22 protein-coding genes are annotated in these 20,564 nt (G+C 42.2%); 10 read left to right on the forward strand and 12 right to left on the reverse strand.

The features are described from left to right. Positions 1-37: 37 nt before the first annotated feature. Positions 38-1,009: an EamA family transporter gene (locus CXF60_RS02615; protein WP_102090663.1), complete on the reverse strand. Its 972-nt coding sequence runs from the start codon at positions 1,007-1,009 to the stop codon at positions 38-40. Positions 1,010-1,263: 254 nt separating this feature from the next. Beyond that, on the reverse strand, positions 1,264-2,643 hold the full coding sequence (locus CXF60_RS02620; protein ID WP_102090664.1) for an aminotransferase-like domain-containing protein: 1,380 nt from the start codon (positions 2,641-2,643) through the stop codon (positions 1,264-1,266). 265 nt (positions 2,644-2,908) lie between these two features. On the opposite strand from CXF60_RS02620, the gene CXF60_RS02625 reads away from it, so the two are divergent. Then, entirely contained in the window at positions 2,909-4,090 is a 1,182-nt protein-coding gene (locus tag CXF60_RS02625; protein WP_102090665.1) for an MFS transporter, read from the forward strand. A 132-nt stretch (positions 4,091-4,222) separates the two neighbouring features. On the opposite strand, the gene CXF60_RS02630 is transcribed toward CXF60_RS02625, so the two are convergent. After that, the gene (locus CXF60_RS02630) at positions 4,223-4,495 is read right to left on the reverse strand and encodes a type II toxin-antitoxin system HicB family antitoxin (RefSeq protein ID WP_102090666.1); all 273 of its coding nucleotides are present in this window, start codon (positions 4,493-4,495) and stop codon (positions 4,223-4,225) included. Positions 4,496-4,721: 226 nt separating this feature from the next. On the opposite strand from CXF60_RS02630, the gene CXF60_RS02635 reads away from it, so the two are divergent. The 3 genes from CXF60_RS02635 to CXF60_RS02645 all read left to right on the forward strand — a co-directional run bounded on the left by CXF60_RS02635 (position 4,722) and on the right by CXF60_RS02645 (position 7,166). Then, on the forward strand, positions 4,722-5,585 hold the full coding sequence (locus CXF60_RS02635; protein ID WP_102090667.1) for an SDR family NAD(P)-dependent oxidoreductase: 864 nt from the start codon (positions 4,722-4,724) through the stop codon (positions 5,583-5,585). 126 nt (positions 5,586-5,711) lie between these two features. After that, positions 5,712-6,761 (forward strand): zinc-binding alcohol dehydrogenase family protein, encoded by a 1,050-nt coding sequence (locus tag CXF60_RS02640; protein ID WP_102090756.1) that lies wholly within the window; start codon positions 5,712-5,714, stop codon positions 6,759-6,761. A gap of 99 nt (positions 6,762-6,860) precedes the next feature. Further along, on the forward strand, positions 6,861-7,166 hold the full coding sequence (locus CXF60_RS02645; protein WP_102090668.1) for a putative quinol monooxygenase: 306 nt from the start codon (positions 6,861-6,863) through the stop codon (positions 7,164-7,166). A gap of 166 nt (positions 7,167-7,332) precedes the next feature. On the opposite strand, the gene CXF60_RS02650 is transcribed toward CXF60_RS02645, so the two are convergent. Next, entirely contained in the window at positions 7,333-7,500 is a 168-nt protein-coding gene (locus CXF60_RS02650; RefSeq protein WP_201572306.1) for a zinc-binding dehydrogenase, read from the reverse strand. Positions 7,501-7,579: 79 nt separating this feature from the next. Continuing rightward, positions 7,580-8,053, reverse strand: a complete 474-nt coding sequence (locus CXF60_RS02655; protein WP_102090669.1) for a winged helix-turn-helix transcriptional regulator — start codon at positions 8,051-8,053, stop codon at positions 7,580-7,582. A gap of 102 nt (positions 8,054-8,155) precedes the next feature. On the opposite strand from CXF60_RS02655, the gene CXF60_RS02660 reads away from it, so the two are divergent. Then, a complete protein-coding gene (locus CXF60_RS02660) occupies positions 8,156-8,884 on the forward strand; it encodes an SDR family oxidoreductase (protein ID WP_102090670.1) in 729 nt (242 codons plus the stop codon). A gap of 65 nt (positions 8,885-8,949) precedes the next feature. Beyond that, positions 8,950-9,537 (forward strand): 2-hydroxychromene-2-carboxylate isomerase, encoded by a 588-nt coding sequence (locus CXF60_RS02665; RefSeq protein ID WP_102090671.1) that lies wholly within the window; start codon positions 8,950-8,952, stop codon positions 9,535-9,537. A gap of 171 nt (positions 9,538-9,708) precedes the next feature. Here the strand turns inward: CXF60_RS02665 and CXF60_RS02675 are convergent, their stop codons facing one another. Further along, positions 9,709-10,455 (reverse strand): carbon-nitrogen hydrolase family protein, encoded by a 747-nt coding sequence (locus tag CXF60_RS02675; protein ID WP_102090672.1) that lies wholly within the window; start codon positions 10,453-10,455, stop codon positions 9,709-9,711. 122 nt (positions 10,456-10,577) lie between these two features. After that, on the reverse strand, positions 10,578-11,468 hold the full coding sequence (locus tag CXF60_RS02680; RefSeq protein ID WP_102090673.1) for a LysR substrate-binding domain-containing protein: 891 nt from the start codon (positions 11,466-11,468) through the stop codon (positions 10,578-10,580). Between the two features lie 131 nt (positions 11,469-11,599). On the opposite strand from CXF60_RS02680, the gene CXF60_RS02685 reads away from it, so the two are divergent. Together CXF60_RS02685 and dddP are read left to right on the forward strand one after the other, a co-directional pair. Next, positions 11,600-12,469, forward strand: coding sequence for a DMT family transporter (locus CXF60_RS02685; RefSeq protein ID WP_228707019.1), 870 nt, complete (start codon positions 11,600-11,602; stop codon positions 12,467-12,469). Positions 12,470-12,664: 195 nt separating this feature from the next. Then, positions 12,665-14,017 carry a dimethylsulfonioproprionate lyase DddP gene (dddP, locus tag CXF60_RS02690; RefSeq protein ID WP_102090674.1) on the forward strand — a complete coding sequence of 451 codons (1,353 nt, stop codon included), beginning with the start codon at positions 12,665-12,667 and terminating at the stop codon, positions 14,015-14,017. An 88-nt stretch (positions 14,018-14,105) separates the two neighbouring features. Here dddP and CXF60_RS02695 read toward each other — a convergent pair whose 3' ends face one another. After that, positions 14,106-14,720: a GNAT family N-acetyltransferase gene (locus tag CXF60_RS02695; protein ID WP_102090675.1), complete on the reverse strand. Its 615-nt coding sequence runs from the start codon at positions 14,718-14,720 to the stop codon at positions 14,106-14,108. 132 nt (positions 14,721-14,852) lie between these two features. Further along, positions 14,853-15,728, reverse strand: coding sequence for an MBL fold metallo-hydrolase (locus CXF60_RS02700; protein WP_102090676.1), 876 nt, complete (start codon positions 15,726-15,728; stop codon positions 14,853-14,855). Positions 15,729-15,875: 147 nt separating this feature from the next. Between CXF60_RS02700 and CXF60_RS02705 the strand changes: the two genes are divergently transcribed. Next, a complete protein-coding gene (locus CXF60_RS02705; RefSeq protein WP_102090677.1) occupies positions 15,876-16,769 on the forward strand; it encodes a LysR family transcriptional regulator in 894 nt (297 codons plus the stop codon). Positions 16,770-16,950: 181 nt separating this feature from the next. Here CXF60_RS02705 and CXF60_RS02710 read toward each other — a convergent pair whose 3' ends face one another. From CXF60_RS02710 to CXF60_RS02720, 3 genes are all read right to left on the reverse strand, one after another. Further along, positions 16,951-17,340 carry a nuclear transport factor 2 family protein gene (locus tag CXF60_RS02710; protein WP_102090678.1) on the reverse strand — a complete coding sequence of 130 codons (390 nt, stop codon included), beginning with the start codon at positions 17,338-17,340 and terminating at the stop codon, positions 16,951-16,953. Between the two features lie 171 nt (positions 17,341-17,511). Continuing rightward, positions 17,512-18,168 carry an oxygen-insensitive NAD(P)H nitroreductase gene (gene nfsB / locus CXF60_RS02715; protein WP_102090679.1) on the reverse strand — a complete coding sequence of 219 codons (657 nt, stop codon included), beginning with the start codon at positions 18,166-18,168 and terminating at the stop codon, positions 17,512-17,514. Positions 18,169-18,472: 304 nt separating this feature from the next. Next, positions 18,473-19,447, reverse strand: a complete 975-nt coding sequence (locus CXF60_RS02720) for a 2OG-Fe(II) oxygenase family protein (RefSeq protein WP_219621816.1) — start codon at positions 19,445-19,447, stop codon at positions 18,473-18,475. A 175-nt stretch (positions 19,448-19,622) separates the two neighbouring features. Between CXF60_RS02720 and CXF60_RS02725 the strand changes: the two genes are divergently transcribed. Then, positions 19,623-20,537, forward strand: coding sequence for a LysR family transcriptional regulator (locus tag CXF60_RS02725; RefSeq protein ID WP_102090680.1), 915 nt, complete (start codon positions 19,623-19,625; stop codon positions 20,535-20,537). Positions 20,538-20,564: the final 27 nt, after the last annotated feature.

Here is a 20,564-nt window from a genome sequence, read left to right on the forward strand (position 1 = left end):
AGCTGCTAATGATGGCCAAGTGTTTTAGTGGTCGTCGCTAGCAGCTTTTTTTAATTTTTATCTTCACATTTGCCAATAACAGTCCTGATAAGATCAACATCATGGCCAGCATCTTCCACCACGTCACTACTTCTCCTGTGAGTAGTACTGAGGTCACCATACCGAATACGGGTACCAATAGTGCAAACGGCATAACCTTGGAGGCGGTATTTTGACTGAGTAAGTGTGCCCATAGACCAAAGCCAATTAAGGTTGAGATATAGACGATAAATCCAAGTGAGAGCCAAGACTTGAGTGATGCTTCAGTAAACGTCGCTAGCTGCCATGCATCAGTCTCAAATGTAAGAGAAGATATTGTCAATATCACGCAAGCAATGAGACCGCCCCAGACTACCAGCGCTAGCGCAGACAGAGCAGAGGCTTTATTTTTTCCAGTGCTAGATGTAGCAACAGATACCCTTGTTGCTTGCTGCATCGCTTTTAGAGCCGTTTGCTCTGACGCTTTTTCTGAGGCCTGTTTTGACGCTTGCTTGGAGGCAATATTACCAAAGCTCCAACCGATGGCCGCAATCAAAATACAGATGAACCCTGCCAAAGGCATATCACCGCCAAGGTTTAACGCAATCACGCTGAGTCCTAGTACACCGACCAACATACCGACGATTTGCATACGGCTGACTGCTTCACCCAATATAAAGTACGCTAGCAATACCGTAATAAAAATCTGAATTTGTAGCAGTAGTGCCGTCAGCCCCGGGGATGAACCCAGATGCATCGCTGTAAATACAAAGGCGTACTGCATGACAAATGTACCGATGGCATAAATAAACAAGGTACGGTTGAATTTAGGCGGCTTTAGAAACAAAACCAGAGGCACAGCAGTAAAGAAAAAACGCAGGGCGGTAAGCATCAATGGCGGAAAGCTCTCAAGACCCCACGCAATAAAAGTAAAATTTACGCCCCAGATAAAGGTAACCAGTATAGCCAATGCAGTATATATAGGGGACATATGAGCTATCCTAGAGAAATAGTATCCGTTGTCGGGAGTGGTTATATTTAATTGTGTTCAGCTTATGTTTGGCTGATATTTAGGCTTAGAATTATAGTCGAAAGGTCAATATATAATAAGAAGGTACTAGCACTATAGTCGATTCAATTTAAAAGTAGTACAAGGCAACCGAGTATAGATGTACATGTGATACTTCAAGCGAGGTTAACGCTGTAATACTTTATAGTGGAATGACTATATAAGTCTCTGATTGATCAGTCTAACGATTGAGCCAATACCTCGAAAATTTTTGAATGGCTCATCTGCGCCACATTGAACCGCATAAAATTTTCAGCATTGTCCGATTGGCTAAAAACATTGCCCGGTGCCAATACCACACCTTTGGATAAACAGCGATTGGCCAATTCGGTCGCATTATTATTCTTAGGTAATCGGCACCATAGGAACATACCTGCTTGTGGGAGCAGCCACGATACGATGCCTAATTTAGCCAATCGTGGTAGCGTCTGAGTACGAGCGCTTGCCAGCCGAGTATGGATATCATTCATATGCTTACGGTAGCCGCTATCAGTCAACGCTGAGAACACAACCGCCGCTGCTAACTGACTGCCACCAAAGCCAGTCGCTATCTTTAAATCTACCAAACTCTCAACCCACTCTGTAGGCGCTGCAATATAACCACAGCGTAGGGATGCTGATAATGTTTTAGAAAAACTGCCGATATAGAATACGCGTGATAACCCATCCAAAGCCGCCAATCTCGCTGCAGGCTTGACTTCAAAATCTGCAAAAATATCGTCTTCGATAATGTACAAACTAGCTGCTTGAGCCAATTGTAATACACGGTATGCCGTGGCAGGTGACAATGTTGCGCCCGTAGGATTGTGAATGGCAGCATTGGTGATGTACAGGCGCGGATTATGCTCATCTAAAATCGCTGCAAAGGCCTCTACATCTGGCCCGTTTAGCGTATAAGGCACGCCTACTACTTTGACCCGATGGGCAAGCAGCTGTGCTCGAAAGTTAAAATAACAAGGATCATCGACGACAACCGTATCACCCGGCGTCAGTAAGAATCGAAAAATCAAATCTATCGCCTGAGTGCCTGAATCTGTCAATATTACCTGTGACGGTTCTGCATTGATACTTAATCCTGACATACGCCGTGTGAGTAATTGACGCAATGCTAACAGTCCTAGCGGCGTTGCATACTCACTGATAATGGACGCGTCAGCTTTTGCCACATTTCGTAGACCACGGCGCATACCTGCCTCAAACAGCCAATCCGCTGGCAACCAACCGCAGCCTGGCTTTAGCGCACCATTGGGTGGCTCCAGCGACTGCCGTGATACCCACAATGGATCTACCACTCGGTCAATTTTTGGTGCTATATCTGTTAACGATAGCGGCGCTGTCGTCTCTGCCACATAGAACCCTGCACCAGGTCGAGAGTAGATAATTCCCTCAGTTTGCAGGCGCTCATAGGCTTCAACCACGGTAGATGGCGAGAACCCATAATCTTTGGCCGCGGCACGGACGGAGGGTAGTCGCGACTCAGGCATGTAGATAACGGTCGCTATTTTCTCTTTTACGTCAGCCATGACAACTTCGATGCGTGTTAGCTTCTGATTCATATTTTTTACAATTTTTGGTAAGGCGGCTTTTATGAAGGTCTTATCTCAAGGTTACAGCCATGACGATATATGGGTAGGATATCCCAACTGTATGGGTTTTATAGACCAAACAGTTCTGTCTAATTGTACTGTATTGTATATAGATAACCTACTGTGCTTTTGTTTTAATCATTGAACGTAAACGATGTAGAGGTAGGTGTCATTCTACTGTGAATCACACTAACCTCAGTCAATTCAACGATTATTATTCAAAAAGCAGTGATATATGACCATGAAAAAATATAACAAATATCTAGCCTTTGCCTTATGCGTGATAACGACAAGCGTCAATATTCAAGGCCCACTTTATGCCGTTTATGCACACAATGATGGCTATGGTGTACTAGCAACCACGATAGCGTTTTCCTTTTATGTGTTGGGTGTCATACCTGTATTGTTGGCTTTTGGTGGATTGTCTGATCGAATTGGACGGCGCAAGGTGATTTTAATCTCTCTAACCCTATCGATAGCAGCGACGGCTCTTATGTTGTTTTATCCATATACGCGCGCGTTAGCAGTAGCGCGATTCGTACTTGGTGTGGGAACCGCTCTAATGGCTGCTACGGCGACTGCCTATATGATTGAGCTGCTTGGTTCATCAGATACGATGCGTGCGACAGCGTGGGTGACGGCCAGTACAACGATAGGTTTTGGTCTTGGCCCTGTATTTACGACGGTTTCTTTGATGCTTTATGAAACTGAACAACCAGCCAGTTTTTTCTTACTACTAGCGAGCGGGCTGTTCGCTATGTTTCTGTTATATCAATTACCAGAGACGGCACCTAAACGCACTAATTTGCCCACCTCTATGCTACGGCTACCTTATTTTAATCGTGAAGTCATCTGGTATGGCAGCGGTATTTTGATTTGTTGGGCGACGACAGGATTGGTATTGTCAGTTATTCCCTCAGTGCTGGCCACGCATGGACTCGCTAAGTATGCAGGGGTATCCTCTATGTTAGCCATCAGTTGTGGATTGATCGTTCAGCCAATCGCCCGAAAACTTGACCCTCAAGTTTCAAGCAAGCTTGGTCTTCTGATCTTACTACCGGCTTATGCTTTATTGGCTTGGGGGACGTTGAATGCCAATCTACCAGTGATTCTTTTGGCGGCATTTTTGGCCAGTACTAGTTGCTATGGCTTTGTCTATTTAGGCGGTATGTTAGGAGTCGCAAAATCTGCTGGAAATGAGCAGGCACGTGCAAGTGCAGGCTATTTTCTGATGGCATATATAGGGCTTAGTGTACCCGTCATCTTTACTGGTTTGATTGTGGATCGGTATGGGGCTGCTACTGCATTCTACGCCTTTGGTGTGTTTTCATTAGTTGGTGTGATTGTCTTATTTGCTAGCCAGCCTATATTGAGAATTGGACGTCGTTCGAACGCCAATTTGCATAGCGTGTCTTAAAATAAGATTGATAATGCAATTTTCTATCCATTATCTTTTCAATTTTTCATGATTAGATTACTTGTCCTTTTTGTTATGTGAATTGTTTTAGTTCATTTATTATATCTAGCAGGCATGAGTGGTTCTTTGATGTCATTCATAAAGCTCATGTATCTGAATATCTACTACTGCCCAATCCATTCCTTCAAAATCTAGATTATCTTTATGTCTAGTACTATCGGTAGGTAGAGGAATGGCTTCGCCATCTTCTATCAATCCTTTTAGATGGAGCATAATCGCTTCTTTAGCATTATTAGAGATATCTGCACGTTCATCGCTGGCTGAATAGCAACCCACTATGTCTGGGATAAATATGCCATAAGCTGTTGTTTTATTACTTGGTGTAATTGCTATGGGATACTGCATTTAACATTCCTCATGAAGTTTGAACCTAAGTATAACTGCAACCGCTTAGATAATGCTCTACATAACCTCTTAAATATAACTCACTTTCAAAATTATATTGAAAGTGTTTTAGATGATGGCTACTGTTTGACCCACAACACTTTCATTACAATGGACGCTATCACGACGGATAAAATAGAACAGGTATCCAAAACTGAAACAATAATTCAAACAATAAGGGCGGTTTATGACTCTGAATACCACTAAAACAATTTTAATTACTGGCAGCACAGATGGCATTGGCAAATTGGCAGCGCTAAAACTGGCAGAAGCTGGGCACCAAGTGTACTTGCATGGCCGCGATGCTGACAAGCTTGCTAGCGTCATTGCAGAAGTTCAAGCAGTCGCGACAGGCGCAGCAGTAGATAATATTGATGGGTTTGTGGGTGATTTTTCTGATCTAACGGATGTGCTAAAGATGGCAGCAGACGTCAATGAAAAACTGCCAAAGCTCGATGTGCTCATAAATAATGCAGGGATTTATACCACTGCATCAGCAATGACTAAAGACGGTTTGGATGTACGTTTCGTGGTCAATTACCTAGCGCCTTATGAGCTGACCAATGCTTTATTACCTTTGCTCAAGCAGTCTGATAAAGCGCGTATCGTGAACTTAAGCTCAGCTGCGCAAGCGTCAATATCTTATCAAGCATTTTCAGGCCAGACCCGCCTCGATGATAAGGATGCTTATGCCCAAAGTAAGCTGGCACTCACGATGTGGAGTATGGCATTAGCTGACACCGTCGCTAGCAACGATATCAATGTCATCGCCGTCAATCCAGGCTCGCTACTGAACACAAAAATGGTCGATGAGGCGTATGGTCAGTATTGGTCATCAGCAGACAAGGGCGCAAATATCCTAACTGCATTGGCCATCTCGGATGAGTTCGCTGATGATACTGGTAAATACTTTGATAACGATATAAAAGATGGAGCAGATGGCGATGCAAGAGGGGCGTTTGGTCGACCACATGCTGATGCTCTAAACAAAGCAGCCATTGCAGAGCTTGAGCAGCAGACTCAAACAGTATTGCAGTCAATTTTTGCATAAGATGCATAAGACTTATATTTATCAGAATCAATAAATTTCAAACAATTAAACCATTACTAACTATATTTTCAAATTTTATTATTAAAAACTTTCCCATTAAAAACAGGATACAATATTATGCAAACTATTAAAGCTATTGGTTATCAAAACAATCTACCTATCGATAACGAACAATCGCTACAAGACATCACCCTTGATAAACCAGTTGCTTCAGGTCGCGATATTCTCGTAGAAGTGAAAGCCATATCAGTCAATCCAGTAGATTACAAAATCCGTGAAGGGCGTCCTGCTGCAGAGGGTGAGTATGCTGTTATTGGTTGGGATGCTGCTGGTACTGTGACGGCTGTCGGTGAAGACGTCAGTTTATTCTCAGTAGGCGATAACGTCTATTATGCTGGAGATTTGACCCGTTCAGGCAGCAATGCTGAATATCAGTTGGTCGACGAGCGTATTGTTGGACACATGCCAGCCTCTTTGTCTTTCGCTGAGGCAGCGGCATTACCACTGACGACGATTACAGCTTGGGAGATGTTGTTCGACCGTTTACAAGTGCCTGTCTCTGATAGCGCAGCGAATGACAGTGGTAGTAGTGAGAATGCTAATAACGTCTCAGTATTGGTCATTGGCGCAGCGGGCGGCGTTGGATCTATCTTAACTCAGTTATTAAAAACAAGAACATCTGCCACGATTATCGGTACGGCTTCGAGAGATAAGAGCGTGCAGTGGCTCAAAGATTTGGGTGCTGATCATGTCATCAATCATCGCAACCCATTGTCTGATGAACTACAAAAAACAGGTATTGCTGAAGTAGACTACGTGGTGAGTCTCAATAATACTGAAGATCATTATGAAGAAATCATTAAATGCTTAAAGCCGCAGGGTAAGCTTGGACTGATTGATGATCCAAAATCATTAGATGCCAACCCGCTTAAAACCAAAAGCTTAAGCCTGCATTGGGAGTTTATGTTTGCACGCTCAATGTTCAGTACGCCAGACATGATTGAACAGCATCATTTATTAAATGCGGTGGCAAAATTGATTGATGCAGGCGAGATCAAAACCACGGTCGCTCACAACCTTGGGGCTATCACCGCTGAACACCTACGCAGTGCGCATCAAATGCTAGAAAAACAGCAAGCGCATGGCAAAATTGTATTAGAAGGCTGGTCTGCATAACGCATAACGCCATTTAGATTAATAGGTCCAATGTGACGCTTTTAGCAGACACGTTGGACCTATTTAAATCAATGATAATAATAAACATAGGATAAATAGATGAGCACGCAAGCAAACAAACCACTTACCATCGTCGCCACTATCAAAGCCAAACCTGAGCACGTTGAACAAGTGAAAACTGAGCTACTTAAACTGACAGCAGCATCACAAGATGATCAAGGTTGTATTCAATATGACTTGCATCAAGAAAATGCAAATAGTAACGGTTTCGTGGTTTATGAAATTTGGGAAAACAACGAGTGTCTTCAGCAACATGTACAAAGCCCGCATTTCCAAAACTATGTACAAATAACAGATGGAATGGTCGATGAATTTATCGTTACTGAAATGACAGTTATCTCATAGGTTTGATCTATATTCTGCTGCTAACAATAAAATGAATGGTTGAAAGTCATGACTGAGACGACTGACTTTCATGCTTCAAAACAGCGTTTATTGATTTAGATATAAGTGGCTTTGAATAAAATATTCAAAGCCATTTATACGCTATTTGTTTGCTATCGAACGATGATTATTCTTGAGCAACGTTCAAAACGATTTTACCCACGTGTTTCTTTTCTAAGAAAATCGCTTGAGCAGTATGTATCTCTTTTAATGGAAAGGTACACGCCACGATTGGATTTATTTTACGTTGTTCGATACAGTTAACGAGGTTTTGGAACACTTCAGGCTGAAGCACAGTACAGCCGTAAAAGGTTAAGTCTTTTAAATAAAGTGTTCTGATATCTAGCTCTAATGGTTTATAAACCGCTACTATATTAAATAATCACTTCATCATTACCGATCCATTTGGGTCCTATCTCAACCTCAATATCACGTGCAGTAATGGGCTCAGCGCACTCGGAGCATACTGTCACCGGATGCATAATGTGACCACATGCCTTGTGTCTATGTAACAGCGGCGCCCCGCGTTCATCAGCCATGTATTTGTCACCCCAACTGACCAATGCCAGTACGACAGAGTGCAAATCTAATCCGCACTCTGTCAGTCTATACTCCTCACGTAGCGGCCGTTGCTGATAGGCGACTTTTTTTAAAATATCGTATTCAACCAGTTTGCGAAGACGGTTAGATAGGACATGGCGTGTAATGCCTAAGCGTTGCTCAAATACGTCGAATCGCCTGACTCCCAAAAAACAATCACGTAAAATCATGAGCGTCCAACGATCACCAATGACTGCTAAAGTGCGAGCCACCGAGCAAGACTGTTGGTCCAGTTCATCCCAGCGCATAGGTTATCTCCTTTATCTTTAAGCTATAGGTTAGCTTGACAGGGTCCAAAAATAAAGCTATGTTTTTGTTAGTTCTAAAAAGGAACCTATAAGGAAATAGATATGAACAGAGCACCCGTAGCAGTTGTAATCGGCGCAGGCGATGCCACTGGCAGCGCTGTTGCCAGACGTTTTGCGCGAGAAGGTTTTACTTTGTGCGTGACCAGAAGGACTGTTGAGAAGCTAGAAACATTAGTCAGTGATATCGAAGCGGCTGGAGGAGTAGTCAAGCCATTTGGTTGTGATGCGCGTATCGAGCAAGAGATGGTTGAGCTGTTTGCTCATATTGAAAAAGACATTGGCCCGATTGAAGTCGTGGTGTTTAACATCGGGGCAAATGTTCATTTCTCCATCTTAGATACGACAGAAAGGGTCTATCGAAAAGTGTGGGAGATGGGTGCCTTGGCGGGGTTTTTGACAGGTAGAGAAGCGGCAAAAGTCATGATTCCACGTGCGAGGGGGACAATTATTTTTACGGGTGCAACAGCGTCTTTACGCGGTAGTAAAGGGTTTTCGGCTTTTGCTAGCGCTAAGTTTGCTCTGCGGGCATTGGCACAAAGCATGGCGCGAGAGTTAGGACCTAAAGGCATACATGTCGCACACCCTATCATTGACGGTGCCATTGATACTGATTTTATTCGTGACAACTTTCCCGAGCGCTATGAGCTAAAAGACCAAGACGGTATCTTAAATCCAGAACATATCGCTGAGCAGTATTGGCAGTTGCACTGTCAGCCAAGGGATAGCTGGACGCATGAGCTGGATTTACGCCCATGGATGGAAACTTTTTAATCCTATCTGGTTAATAACCATCAAAACTTTTAATGGATTTTTAACATATTGCAAGGAATGCAAAAATGAGTAAACAAGTAGAATTTTTCTTTGATGTGGGCAGCCCAGCCAGTTATTTGGCATGGACACAGTTAGCGAGTATCGTGCAGCGTCACAATGCCGAGATTGTTTGGCGACCTATGTTACTTGGCGCAGTGTTTCAAGCCGTTGGTAACACCTCACCAGCTGCCGTACCTGCTAAAGGCGCTTATATGCTCAAAGACCTGAAGCGTTTTTCAGCCATCTATGACGTGCCTTTTTGCTTCAATCCATTTTTCCCAGTCAATACGATGCAGCTTATGCGCGGTGTTACCGCTTATTTGGGGACATCCAAATTTGAGAGTTATTTATCCGCTATCTTTAATGCGCTATGGGCTGAAAAGTTAAATATGGAATCACCAGAAGTTGTGGCTGAAGTTCTGTCGAAAGTAGGCATTGAGGCGACTGATTTTAAGGTACGTATTAGTGAGCCTGAGGTTAAAGCGCGTTTAAAATCTAGTACCGAAGAAGCAGTAGCACGAGGCGTATTTGGGGCACCAAGTTTCTTCGTAAATGGTGAGATGTTTTTTGGTCAAGACCGGTTGAGCTTTGTTGAAGATGCTTTGAGAGACTGAGAATAGTAAGTCATAGGATATATAGATTGCACTGTACTAGCTCAACGATAGTCCATTGGCTTTCAATCCACCAGACATCAGCCGCGATACGTAACCGTGATTTTTCTTCACTGTGGTTTCTCCAGAAAATAACCTTACCACTCAGTTTAATGATTAAGCTCTATGGTTACATTAAGACAAGTCTATATAGTGATAGTTTTGCTTAGACTGCTCTAGTTCCTCTAAATCTATATCTACTGTTACTATATCTGGCGACGAACCAAGTTTTTTGATGATTCGTCCCGTAGGAGAAACGATTAGACTCTCTCCTACAAACTGACCGCCATGACCGACGCCGACACCATTGCAGGTAATCACAAAACATTGGTTCTCTATAGCCCGAGCTTGAGTCAATACATAGTGGGTATTTGCATAGGGAGACATATTACCGTTTGGCATAAATATGATCTGTGCGCCTTTTTTTGCCAGTGCTCTTGAGCCTTCTGGAAACTCTAGCTCAAAACAAATCTGAGCACCGCAAACCACATCATTAATGCTAACCACTGATAAGTCTTCTCCACTGGTAAATACCCCAACATCATCAAGCCAAAGTTTTGACTTTCGGTGTTTATGAATGATTTTGCCGTTTTTTATAAAAGAACATGCGTTATAGAAAAGTTGATCCTGTTTGTCAATATGTCCAATAATGATGGTTGAATCTGTATTTTTGCTTGCTTTCAATATGCTGTGAAAGTGCTCTGTTGATTGATGATACAACGCTTCAATATTGTCTAGCGTCGGAAAGCCAGTCAAAGCAAGTTCTGGAAAAATCATAAAGCCATCGCAAACTTGATGATCATGGATTGATTTTAATATCGCAGCAGCATTTACCGATACTTGATAATCGGTAATATCCATTTGATTGAGGGTTACTTGCATAGGTCTTGCTCTTTATCGTAGGGGGTTGATACTTTCACAGCACTTATTAGTCGCAATTATAGGTAATACTCGTTAATGATGAACTTTAGAAACACTTATTTAAAATGCTACTTAAAACACTCTTAAAGACATTGTGACTCTAACCAACGACTCAATTTAATGATGTCTGGTTGATTTGACTTTAAGTCATTATAAAAGAAATAGAAACTGTCGCCAGTGAGTAATTCATGCATTGGGATTCTAACAAGATTTTGCTGATGTGTTTGTTCTAGCATCATATAGTTGTCGATAAGCGTAATACCTAAGTTATAACGCGCGGCCTGTGCGGCAAGCAGTACGTGGCTAAACTGATTGATTTTTACATTACTTGGAAACTCGAACCCGCCTGCTTTACACCATTTTAGCCAATCATTAGCCGTACCTTCACTTTTGTCAGAATATTTTACGGACAGTATAGGGTGTTGCCATAACCCCTCAGGCAATGGCTGATCCTTTATTTCTGCCCAAAGCTTTTGGCCACAGACAGGAAATAGCTTCTCAGCGAATAAAAGCTTGCTGACTACATTGCGTTTCGGTGGATTGACGGTAATAAAGCAATCCGAACATTGCTCATTATAGTCGTCTTGGTCTGTCACCATATTTAAGGTCAGCTCAATCTCTGGGTGCTGTTCGCGGAAGTTTTCTAACCGAGGAATCAACCAATTGACAGCCACTGAACTATACAGCGCTAGGCGAATATGGCCAGGCTTATCATGGCGAATGGCCTGACTGGTATTGGATAGAGTAGTCAGCGATTGATTTACTTCTGTGAAATAGCGAGCACCTATATCTGTTAAAGAAAGGGTTCGGCCCTGCCTATAAAATAGCGCTTCACCAAGATACTCTTCAAGCATTCGAACCTGATGACTCACGGCACTTTGCGTCACGTTGAGGCTTTCTGCTGCCTTAGAAAAACTATTAAGCCTTGCTACAGATTCAAAGCATTGTATGGCACGTAATGGAGGAAGTTTCATTATGAGTTCAACTAATACTAAACGTTTTTATATCATTATACGTCATGAGTATACGCGAATATACTATTTATCTGACCATTAGATTAAATGGCTTAATTTAAAATTTTATGTATTTTGAGATAGGTATAAGCATGATAATGCCGAAGATGAGTGTTGGATTTGCAATGATACTGTTGGTTGCAGGAAACATGATTGCAGTCCTTTCAGATGCGCTGATAAAAGAGTTGCCAGATGGCGCAGCGGTCTATCAGTTTGTGCTATTGCGTCAGCTAACAGCTATCTTGATGCTGCTACCGTTTTGTTTATTCAACCCAAAAGCCAAGCTACTTAGTAACGTAAAATGGCATTTTGTACGTGGGCATATTTGGTTGTTTGGCGCGGTATTTATGGTGTTGTCTATTCAAGCGCTACCGCTAGCCACGGTCAATGCGATTTTTTATACTGCGCCTTTACTGATGTTGCCTTTAGGGTTTCTGTTTTATAAAGACAGACTCACCGCGCCAAGCATCGTTGTGGCAATACTAGGCTTCATAGGTATTCTTGTCGTGGTAAAACCAACACAAATTAATATGGGTGCTATATTTGCGCTGATCGTGGCCTTAACCATGGCGACGAACAACCTACTAGTGCGTAAATTGCCTTCGAATCACACCGTTACTCAGACCTTGTTTTTGACCAATTTAGTCGGAATACCATTGGGGCTTGGTTTGGCTATTTGGGAAAATGCTCCTTTGAGTTGGTACGCGCTATGGATAGCAGCAGGCTCAAATTTGTTTATTTTGATCTATGCGGGTATCTGCGTACTGGTCTACCGAGCGGTTGAAGCACATAAAATATCTAGTGCAGAATATACCGGTCTGTTAGGAGCAGTGGTTATCGGCATCGTATGGTTTGATGAAATACCAGATATCAGTCTTTTGATAGGTTCTGCTCTGATTGTCTTACCTTTGATTTGGCTCGCCACGCTTGAGTCTATTAAATATAAAAGAACAGCCTTATAGCGTTTTGAAACATAGAGAGCGGATAAAGAAAGCGTCATAATATTCGCATGAATTTATGTCATGAATTCGTGTGTTTAAATCGTTTTTTTCATACTCATTTTTTGTGGCAAATTACTATAGATACAACCATTCAGGCAAGGCTCTAGTCTTCAATGGAGCCTGTGTTTGTTGGAGTTATTACTATAGGGAGGCCAAATGATGAGCAACATAACCACATTTTCAGTCACATCTTCAAATCGAAAAATCGACCCTTCACGGCGTCGAGGTGGCACGTTTAAAGCTGATGGCTCTTTGAACGATAATGACCGTGTCGAGATAGGTCCAACAGATCTTGCATTCAATGAGTGGGCTGAGCTAGGGCTGACACCTCCTAACCTTACACGAATGCGTGAATACCGCCTCCAAAGAATCGTAAAAGAACTACAGAAAAGAGATCTTAGCGGTATCTTATTGTTTGATCCTCTTAATATTCGATATGCGACTGACTCCACAAATATGCAGGTATGGGTAACCCACAATCACTCTAGAGCCTGTTTTGTATCGGCATCAGGCCATCTTATTTTATGGGATTTTCACAATTGTGAGCACTTATCAGCACACCTTCCTTTGATCAAAGAAGTCAGAGGAGGCGCTTCTTTCTTCTACTTTGAAACCGGTGATAGAACTGACGAACATGCCTCTAGGTTTGCTTCAGAAATTCAATCTATTTTACGGGAGCATGCTGGAGCCAATAAAAGATTGGCTATCGATAAAATTGAAATTGCTGGTTTCAATAAGATAAAACAGTTAGGAATCGATGTTTTTGATGGTCAGGAAGTGATGGAGTTTGCTCGATCTATTAAGAACGAAGATGAAATTAATGCCATGCGATGTTCAATTGCCTCAACAGAGGTTGCGATTAAGTGCATGCAAGAAGCAATAGTACCCGGCATCACTGAGAATGACATATGGTCTATTCTTCATGCGGAAAATATTCGTCGAGGTGGTGAGTGGATAGAATGTCGAATTCTTTCTTCAGGGCCTAGAACCAATCCTTGGTTTCAAGAAAGCGGCCCTCGAATTGTGAAGGAGGGTGAGTTACTTGCATTCGATACAGATCTGATTGGCCCTTATGGAATGTGTGCAGACTTGTCTCGAACTTGGATGATTGGAGAGAGCTTGCCAAGTGCAGAGCAAAAGCATCTCTATCAGGTAGCTTATGAACACATCCAACACAACATGAATATATTGAAACCAGGAATGACATTTGAAGAGGTGACAAAATCTGGTTTATTGCTTCCTGAAGAATATAGAGCGCAAAGATATGGTGTGATGATGCATGGCGTTGGTCTTTGTGATGAATACCCGTCTATTCGTTACCCCGAAGACCTTGAATGCCATGGCTATAGTGGTGTGTTGGAGCCGGGCATGGCCCTCTGCGTTGAAGCGTATGTAGGTCGAGTTGGTAGTAAAAGTGGTGTCAAACTTGAAGATCAAATCATTATTACAGACACTGGGTTTGAAAACCTTACTAATTATCCATTCGAAGCCGCTTTATTGGCTAATTAAAGATAGTTTATTGGTTGTATGAATATTGTCTCAGAGCTTTTGGATTATGCTTATTTGAATATCATTGATGGTCATCTATAAAAGCTTGTTAAGATAAAGATTTGACATAGGTATAGTGTATTATCTGCGGATTTAGGTGGTTAGGATACTGATCAACACGTTGATAGCCATTCTTATCGTAGTACTGATAAGTACATAAAGTGTCTGTATGTGATGCATACGTGGTTACGCCCTGTGCCACGAGATAAGTCTCAAATGCCTGAATTAGCGTCGCTCCAATACGGTGGCGACGATAGTCAGGATCTACACAGAAGAACTGTAATTCGTTATCAAAATCGACTGTCTTTCGTTTCGCACCAGCCGTTTCTTTTTTCTGTAAATCACTTAATACCTGTCGACCTTGTTCAGATAGACCCAGCTTGTTTTCTATCTGATCAATAATGGGCTTATCATCGAATGACAAAGCTTTATGTGGATCTTGTCTAGTGTTCCCTATCACCACACCACAAATAATGTCATCATATTCTGCAACTTGTATAAAAGTAGCATAATGACAGTCTTTAGCTAGAAATAGGGTAGCCAGTTGCTTTAGAACCTGCTTATCTGTAGCAGTAGTAAATACACTCAAATTCATATTGACGACAAAGAGGTCGACAATGGCTGCAAAATCTTTAGGCGTAGCACGACGATACTGTATTGTCATTAGTCACTCTCATTTATCATTAAAAGTGCTAGCGTATGCTGATTGACCGAGCATTCATACGCCAGCATTTTGACACTCGTATTTCGCTAACAGACTTATCAAATAATGATATTTATATCTAATAGTCCGTATTTACCACTTCATTTCACCTGTATTGACTTGACTGCTCAACTCTAAATCACTTCCTCCGGGCAACGCTGGATAAGCTGATTTCATGGTAGAAATCACTTTTTCTGACTGCTTGGAGTCTTGCTTTTTTGCCTCATCCAGTGCTTGCTCAAAGGTTTTTAGATAACTGAGAGTGAAATCAACAGCATAGTCTTTTTTGAGTAGGTTGCCTGAATAGTGACCTGGTAGCACAAGGTTTGGCTTTAATTGCTTCATGTGTTCCAATGATTGCATCCAATCGCTACGAGCTTCTTTAGTTTGGGTATCAGCAGTCCACACATGCATACCTGATGTTACTGACACACCGCCGAACACAGTTTTTGACTCTGGTACCCACATGTATGCTTGATGGGTTCCCATCTCCTTGATTTCAATTTTGTGACCTTCTAGGGTCAGTGTAGACTGATCAAGTGTTTGCGGTACTGTGATCTTGGTAGGCGCATGCTTGCCAAGGATTGGACCCCAATGCTTTAATTTTGCATCTTTAGTCGCCTCAATGTGTTCAATAATAGAAGGGCTAGACATAACCTTCACATTAGGGAAGGCTTTGACTAAAGGCTGAAGACCGAAATAGTAATCTGGATCGCCTGCCGTGATATAAATCATTTTTAGGTCTTTATTACTTTTTTTGATCATATCAACCAAAGCTTCACCATCTTTGACACTAAACTGTGCATCGAACAAGATAGCATCTTTCTCGCCACTTGCCAGCACAGAGGTCACTGGGAAAATAGCATTTTGATCAGGTTTATATGCTTGCAGTTGTAGATCGGCTGCGTTTACTTGGGTTGCGAGCAGTAGCACACTGGCCGCCATAGAAGCTGTCATTAATTTTTTCATAGTTCACCTATATTTTCGTTTGAGTAAATAGACCGCGTTAATAGCGGTATTCGTTGTTAGTGGCTATTCTATTCGATTGTATTTCGTTTAAATACGCTATAATTCGGCATTTACTGTTTCAGTTTTCGCGCAAATAAGGATGTAGAGATGGATAGGCTGACCGCGTTGCAGGTGTTTATTACGATCGTCGAGCAAGGTAGCTTGAGCCGTGCCGCGGACAATTTAGACATGTCTAGAGCTAAGGTAACGCGCTATCTGACAGAGCTTGAGAGCTGGATGGATATGCGCTTATTACATCGCACCACTAGAAGTCTGAGCCTCACTGCACCTGGTGAGCAGACCCTTGAGGTGGCGTACCAGTTGCTTGGATTGACTGACTCGTTGGATCAGATACGCAATCAAAATACTTTGGAGCTAAAAGGTCAGCTGCGAATCACTGCCAGCTTTTCGCTGATTGATAGCCTGTTGATGGATGTGGTTGGTCGTTTTGTCTCTCACTGGCCGCAAACAGCGATTGATATTCTTACCACTGATGATTCGGTCAATTTAGTTGATGCCCGTATTGACTTAGCTATTCGTATCACCAATGACTTGGAGCCAAATGTGGTTGCCAGACGTATCGGTGAGTGCCACTCTATCGTATGCGCTGCACCTGAGTATTTACAAAGGCGTGGCAGACCTACAGATGTACAGTCGCTTATACATCACAACTGTCTATCGTTTGCGTATTTTGGACGGTCTGCATGGGTGTTCGATGGGCCAAATGGTCCAGAGTCTGTTCCTATTTCTGGCAATATCAGCGCCAATATCTCTGAAGTCTTGCTCTCTGCCACGTTGCGTGGACATGGGATCAGCTTACAGCCATCTGGCGCAGTCAAATCTTTGATTGCATCTGGACAACTTATTGAGTTATTGCCTGAATGGAAACCTAAAACTTTGGGTGTTTATGTGGTTTATGCCAATCGAAAGCAGGTGACACCACTACAAAGAAAGTTTATTGATTTTCTCGCCGAAGAAATAAAGCGTTCGCCTTATTGGTAGCAAAAAACTCATAAACTAGGATATTAATAGATAGGAAAAATAGACAGGAAATATCTTACGACGGCTCTAATGTTAACATTAGCCAATAGGTATTTATTGCTACTATGATTGAGGATTAAAGGCGTAGATTATGCATAGTCTGATTACGCATAAAAGGGGTTATCGCTTCTATATATATGAACTAATACATGGTTTGATCATTAGCAGAACCCTTAGGTATTTGCTGGATAGAATCCCAATGCTCAACAATTTTCCCACTATTATCAAATCGAAAGAAATCCATCGTCACGAATTCATCGATGGTTTTATCTTCGTTATGCCAGACTTGATGGGTATGCAATGAGACTAAGTCATCTTCAGTGATACAACGTACAAACTCAATTGACTTATTTGGATACTGTGCTTGCATCCGTTCAAAGTATTCAATAAATCCTGATTTACCATTGGCTACAGCGGGATTGTGTTGAATATAATCATCACCTACATAATCAGCGACAGCTTTTTGTGGATTACCCTCGTAAGCGGTCTTATAGAACGCGATAGCATTTTTTTTATTGTTTGCCAAATTCATCGTCGGCTCCAGTTATTATTTATGTTTACTTTGAAAACAACATAGTAGATTAATAAGAAATATTATTAAAAAACGTCAGAAAATCTATAGCAGAAACTCAAACGGCCAATAGCAACGCTAAAATTATGCTTATTGACCATTTGATAATGTTCAACAGACCCTAATGATTGCTTAAGCCCTAATAAAAATAGTCTCTTCACTCAAGCGTGATTTAGGTATTTTGGCATTAAAGTCATCATCGCTGCGGTAGCCAAACGATACCACTGCCACAGCAGAATATCCTTTGCTACGTAAGTCGAACTCCGTATCAAGCGCCTGTAAATCAACGCCTTCCATAGGGACGGTATCAATACCCAAAAGCGCGCTGCCCAATAGTACTCCGCCCATGTTGAGATATACCTGTTTGGCAAGCCAATGTGGCTCATCTTTGGCATCGAAGCGATGCATATCTAAGAACAATTGGCGACCTTGATGCATCTGTGCTTTGAATTCTGGCTGCGCATAGCGACCATCTTGATCTTCTTTTTCTAAAACCGCCTGCATGTATTCATCGTCGGCATGGATACGAGTACAGAAAACCACCACATGTGAGGCATCTAGGACTTTAGGTGTATTAAAATGAAAGGCACCTTGCGTGCTTTTGGCAATGCGTGCTTTGCCTGCGTCATCATCTGCAATGACAAAGCTCCATGGTTGAATATTGGTGCTTGATGGACTCATTTGTAGCATGTCTTTGATCTGCTCAAAATCTTCAGCAGATATCTTTTTATTGGCATCAAATACTTTGGTGCTGTAACGCCAGTTTAGTGCTTCATTAATGGTTTTCATGATTGTCCTTAAGTAAAGTAAGTTTCAGTTTTTTAGTCAGCTGGTAATACAAACGGATTTAACAAACGGTGCTACTCAATCCTTATTCGTGCATAGATAAGTTGAATGATTAGCCCGTCCTAGCGATGACTCATAATAGTAAAGTTCATACATTAGAACCACTAACTACAAGAGAAAACACTTTCAATATTATTTTGAGAATATGGCGTTTCTAATCTGTTTAAAGGTTATTTATTAGCTATATTAGGACGTATAATGAATGTACTTTATCAATTGATAAATTTATTAAACGCATAAACTGATCTTAAAACGGTGCGAAATTATCAGGCTGACTGTGCGTAGCAGTCCAACGTTGATTGGCATCAATATGACTATTAAGCCCAACTCCTCGTGGTATTTGCATATTATCGCCATACAGCCAAAGCACCATATTGGTACGTTTGCCACTAGTAATTGGATGTGCGGCGTGCGGCACCGAGCCTCTATGAATAATCGCCATGCCAGGTTTAAAGATGGCACGTTTGGTTTGCCCCAAATGGCGATCAACAAAGTCAACTTCTGATCCAGTAAAGTCTTCGCCTGGCAGATTTAGGTTAATATTCATAGTCACCGCTGAAGCATCAGTATGCAGTTGTAGCGATGTGTCGCCTGTCGGCTGGTATTGAATCGAGAACCCAAAGGTCTGAGTGTCATAGCCATAAACATTGGCAAATAATAGCCGAGCGATAGGACGCATATATTGATTCATGACTTTATGATAAAACGCCTGAAAATTAGGGGTGGCCAAATAGCCTAGTGAGCGCGCATCTAGCATGGCCCCATTACTGTTCAATGCGATACCATAAGGAGGACGTATTGGGATATTAGCGTCTGCGATTGCTTGCAGATAACGGCGCAGCGTTGATAGTTGTGCTGGATCAAAGAGTTGTCCTTGGTATACGTCAGGTAGTATCTCTTGCCATAAATTTTTAACAGCCGTCTCCGTAGAAGGAGTGTGCCATGCTTGCGTCACTGCATCACGTAGAGTTGGATCAAATAATGAGTCATCGAGTACAGGCAAGTCATGCTCAGTGGTTTCCCACTCTGCCCATGCTTGCTCTAGTAACTGGCTGTTTTGATGCCAGAAATGCTCTACCGATGGTGCACGTCTAAGCATGTCTGATTTTGAAGGTAGTGGTAAGTTGCGTGCTTGCTGTAGTGCGCTTTGTTTATTATCTCTATCATGGTGGCTATGGTGTTGAGTAACCTGTGTGCTTGTAGGCCGTATTATAGTATCCATCGTGTATCTCCAAATGTGTGAGTAAATCTTATAGGTGCATGCTACTATAATTAATGATTTTGATAATCAGCAGGTTTAGAGAAACAGTTTCAATAATTTTTATATAATGATGAGGCTAGCAGCAGCAAGCGATGGTGGTTGCTAAGTTAGACGTTAATTGAACGAAGGCATGACGATGAAAAATTTGCAGGATTTACGTATTTTTATTGAGACCGCTCGCTTAGGTAGCCTATCTGCCTGTGCTCGGCACTTAGATCTGTCGCCTGCCGTTGTGAGTGCAGCGGTCAAGCGATTAGAAGCCGAAATCGAGACGGTATTATTTGTTCGCTCTACTCGTAGGCTGCGTCTAACTAGCAAGGGTGAGCAATATTTGAAGCATTGCCGAGATGCGGTGGCTATCTTAGACAATGCTTACGCAGGACTACATGACAATGATGCTGAGCTGACCGGTACCATCCGACTGTCGGCATCATCAGATTTGGGACGAAACTTAATTTTGCCTTGGCTGGACGATTTTATAGACATTCACCCAAAAGTGACGGTGCAGCTACATATGTCAGACAGCTATGTGGACTTGTACGGTCAGCAGATTGATTTGGCACTACGTTATGGCGCACCCAAAGATTCATCACTGGTCGCATTACCCATAGTGTTGAATAATCGCCCTATACTGTGTGCGTCAAAGGATTATTTGAGCAAAATTTATAAGGATATCGGTATCCCAAAAATGCCGGAAGATTTGTCGCAGCATAACTGCTTACGTTTGGGTCATGATGAAAAGTATTTGAGCGAGTGGACCTTTGAAAAAGAGGGCAAGACTAAACGTGTGGCAGTGGATGGGAATCGTAGAAGTAAAGACGGTGACGTTGTGCACCGCTGGGCAGTGGCGGGTAAAGGCATCGCATTAAAGTCTCAGTTAGATATAGCCGGCGATTTAAAGGCAGGGAGACTTGTCGAGGTGGAGTTGGACGGCTGGCAAGTGGCCAACTATCCACTATATTTGATTTGCCCAGAACGGCGATTAATCGATCCACTGTTTAATGCGGTCAAAGAATACTTGATTGAACGAGTAGAGCAAGTATTAAGGTAAAACGAAAACTAATTATTATCCTATTTA

It is taken from the genome of Psychrobacter sp. 4Bb (assembly GCF_002836735.1).
Classification (GTDB): domain Bacteria; phylum Pseudomonadota; class Gammaproteobacteria; order Pseudomonadales; family Moraxellaceae; genus Psychrobacter.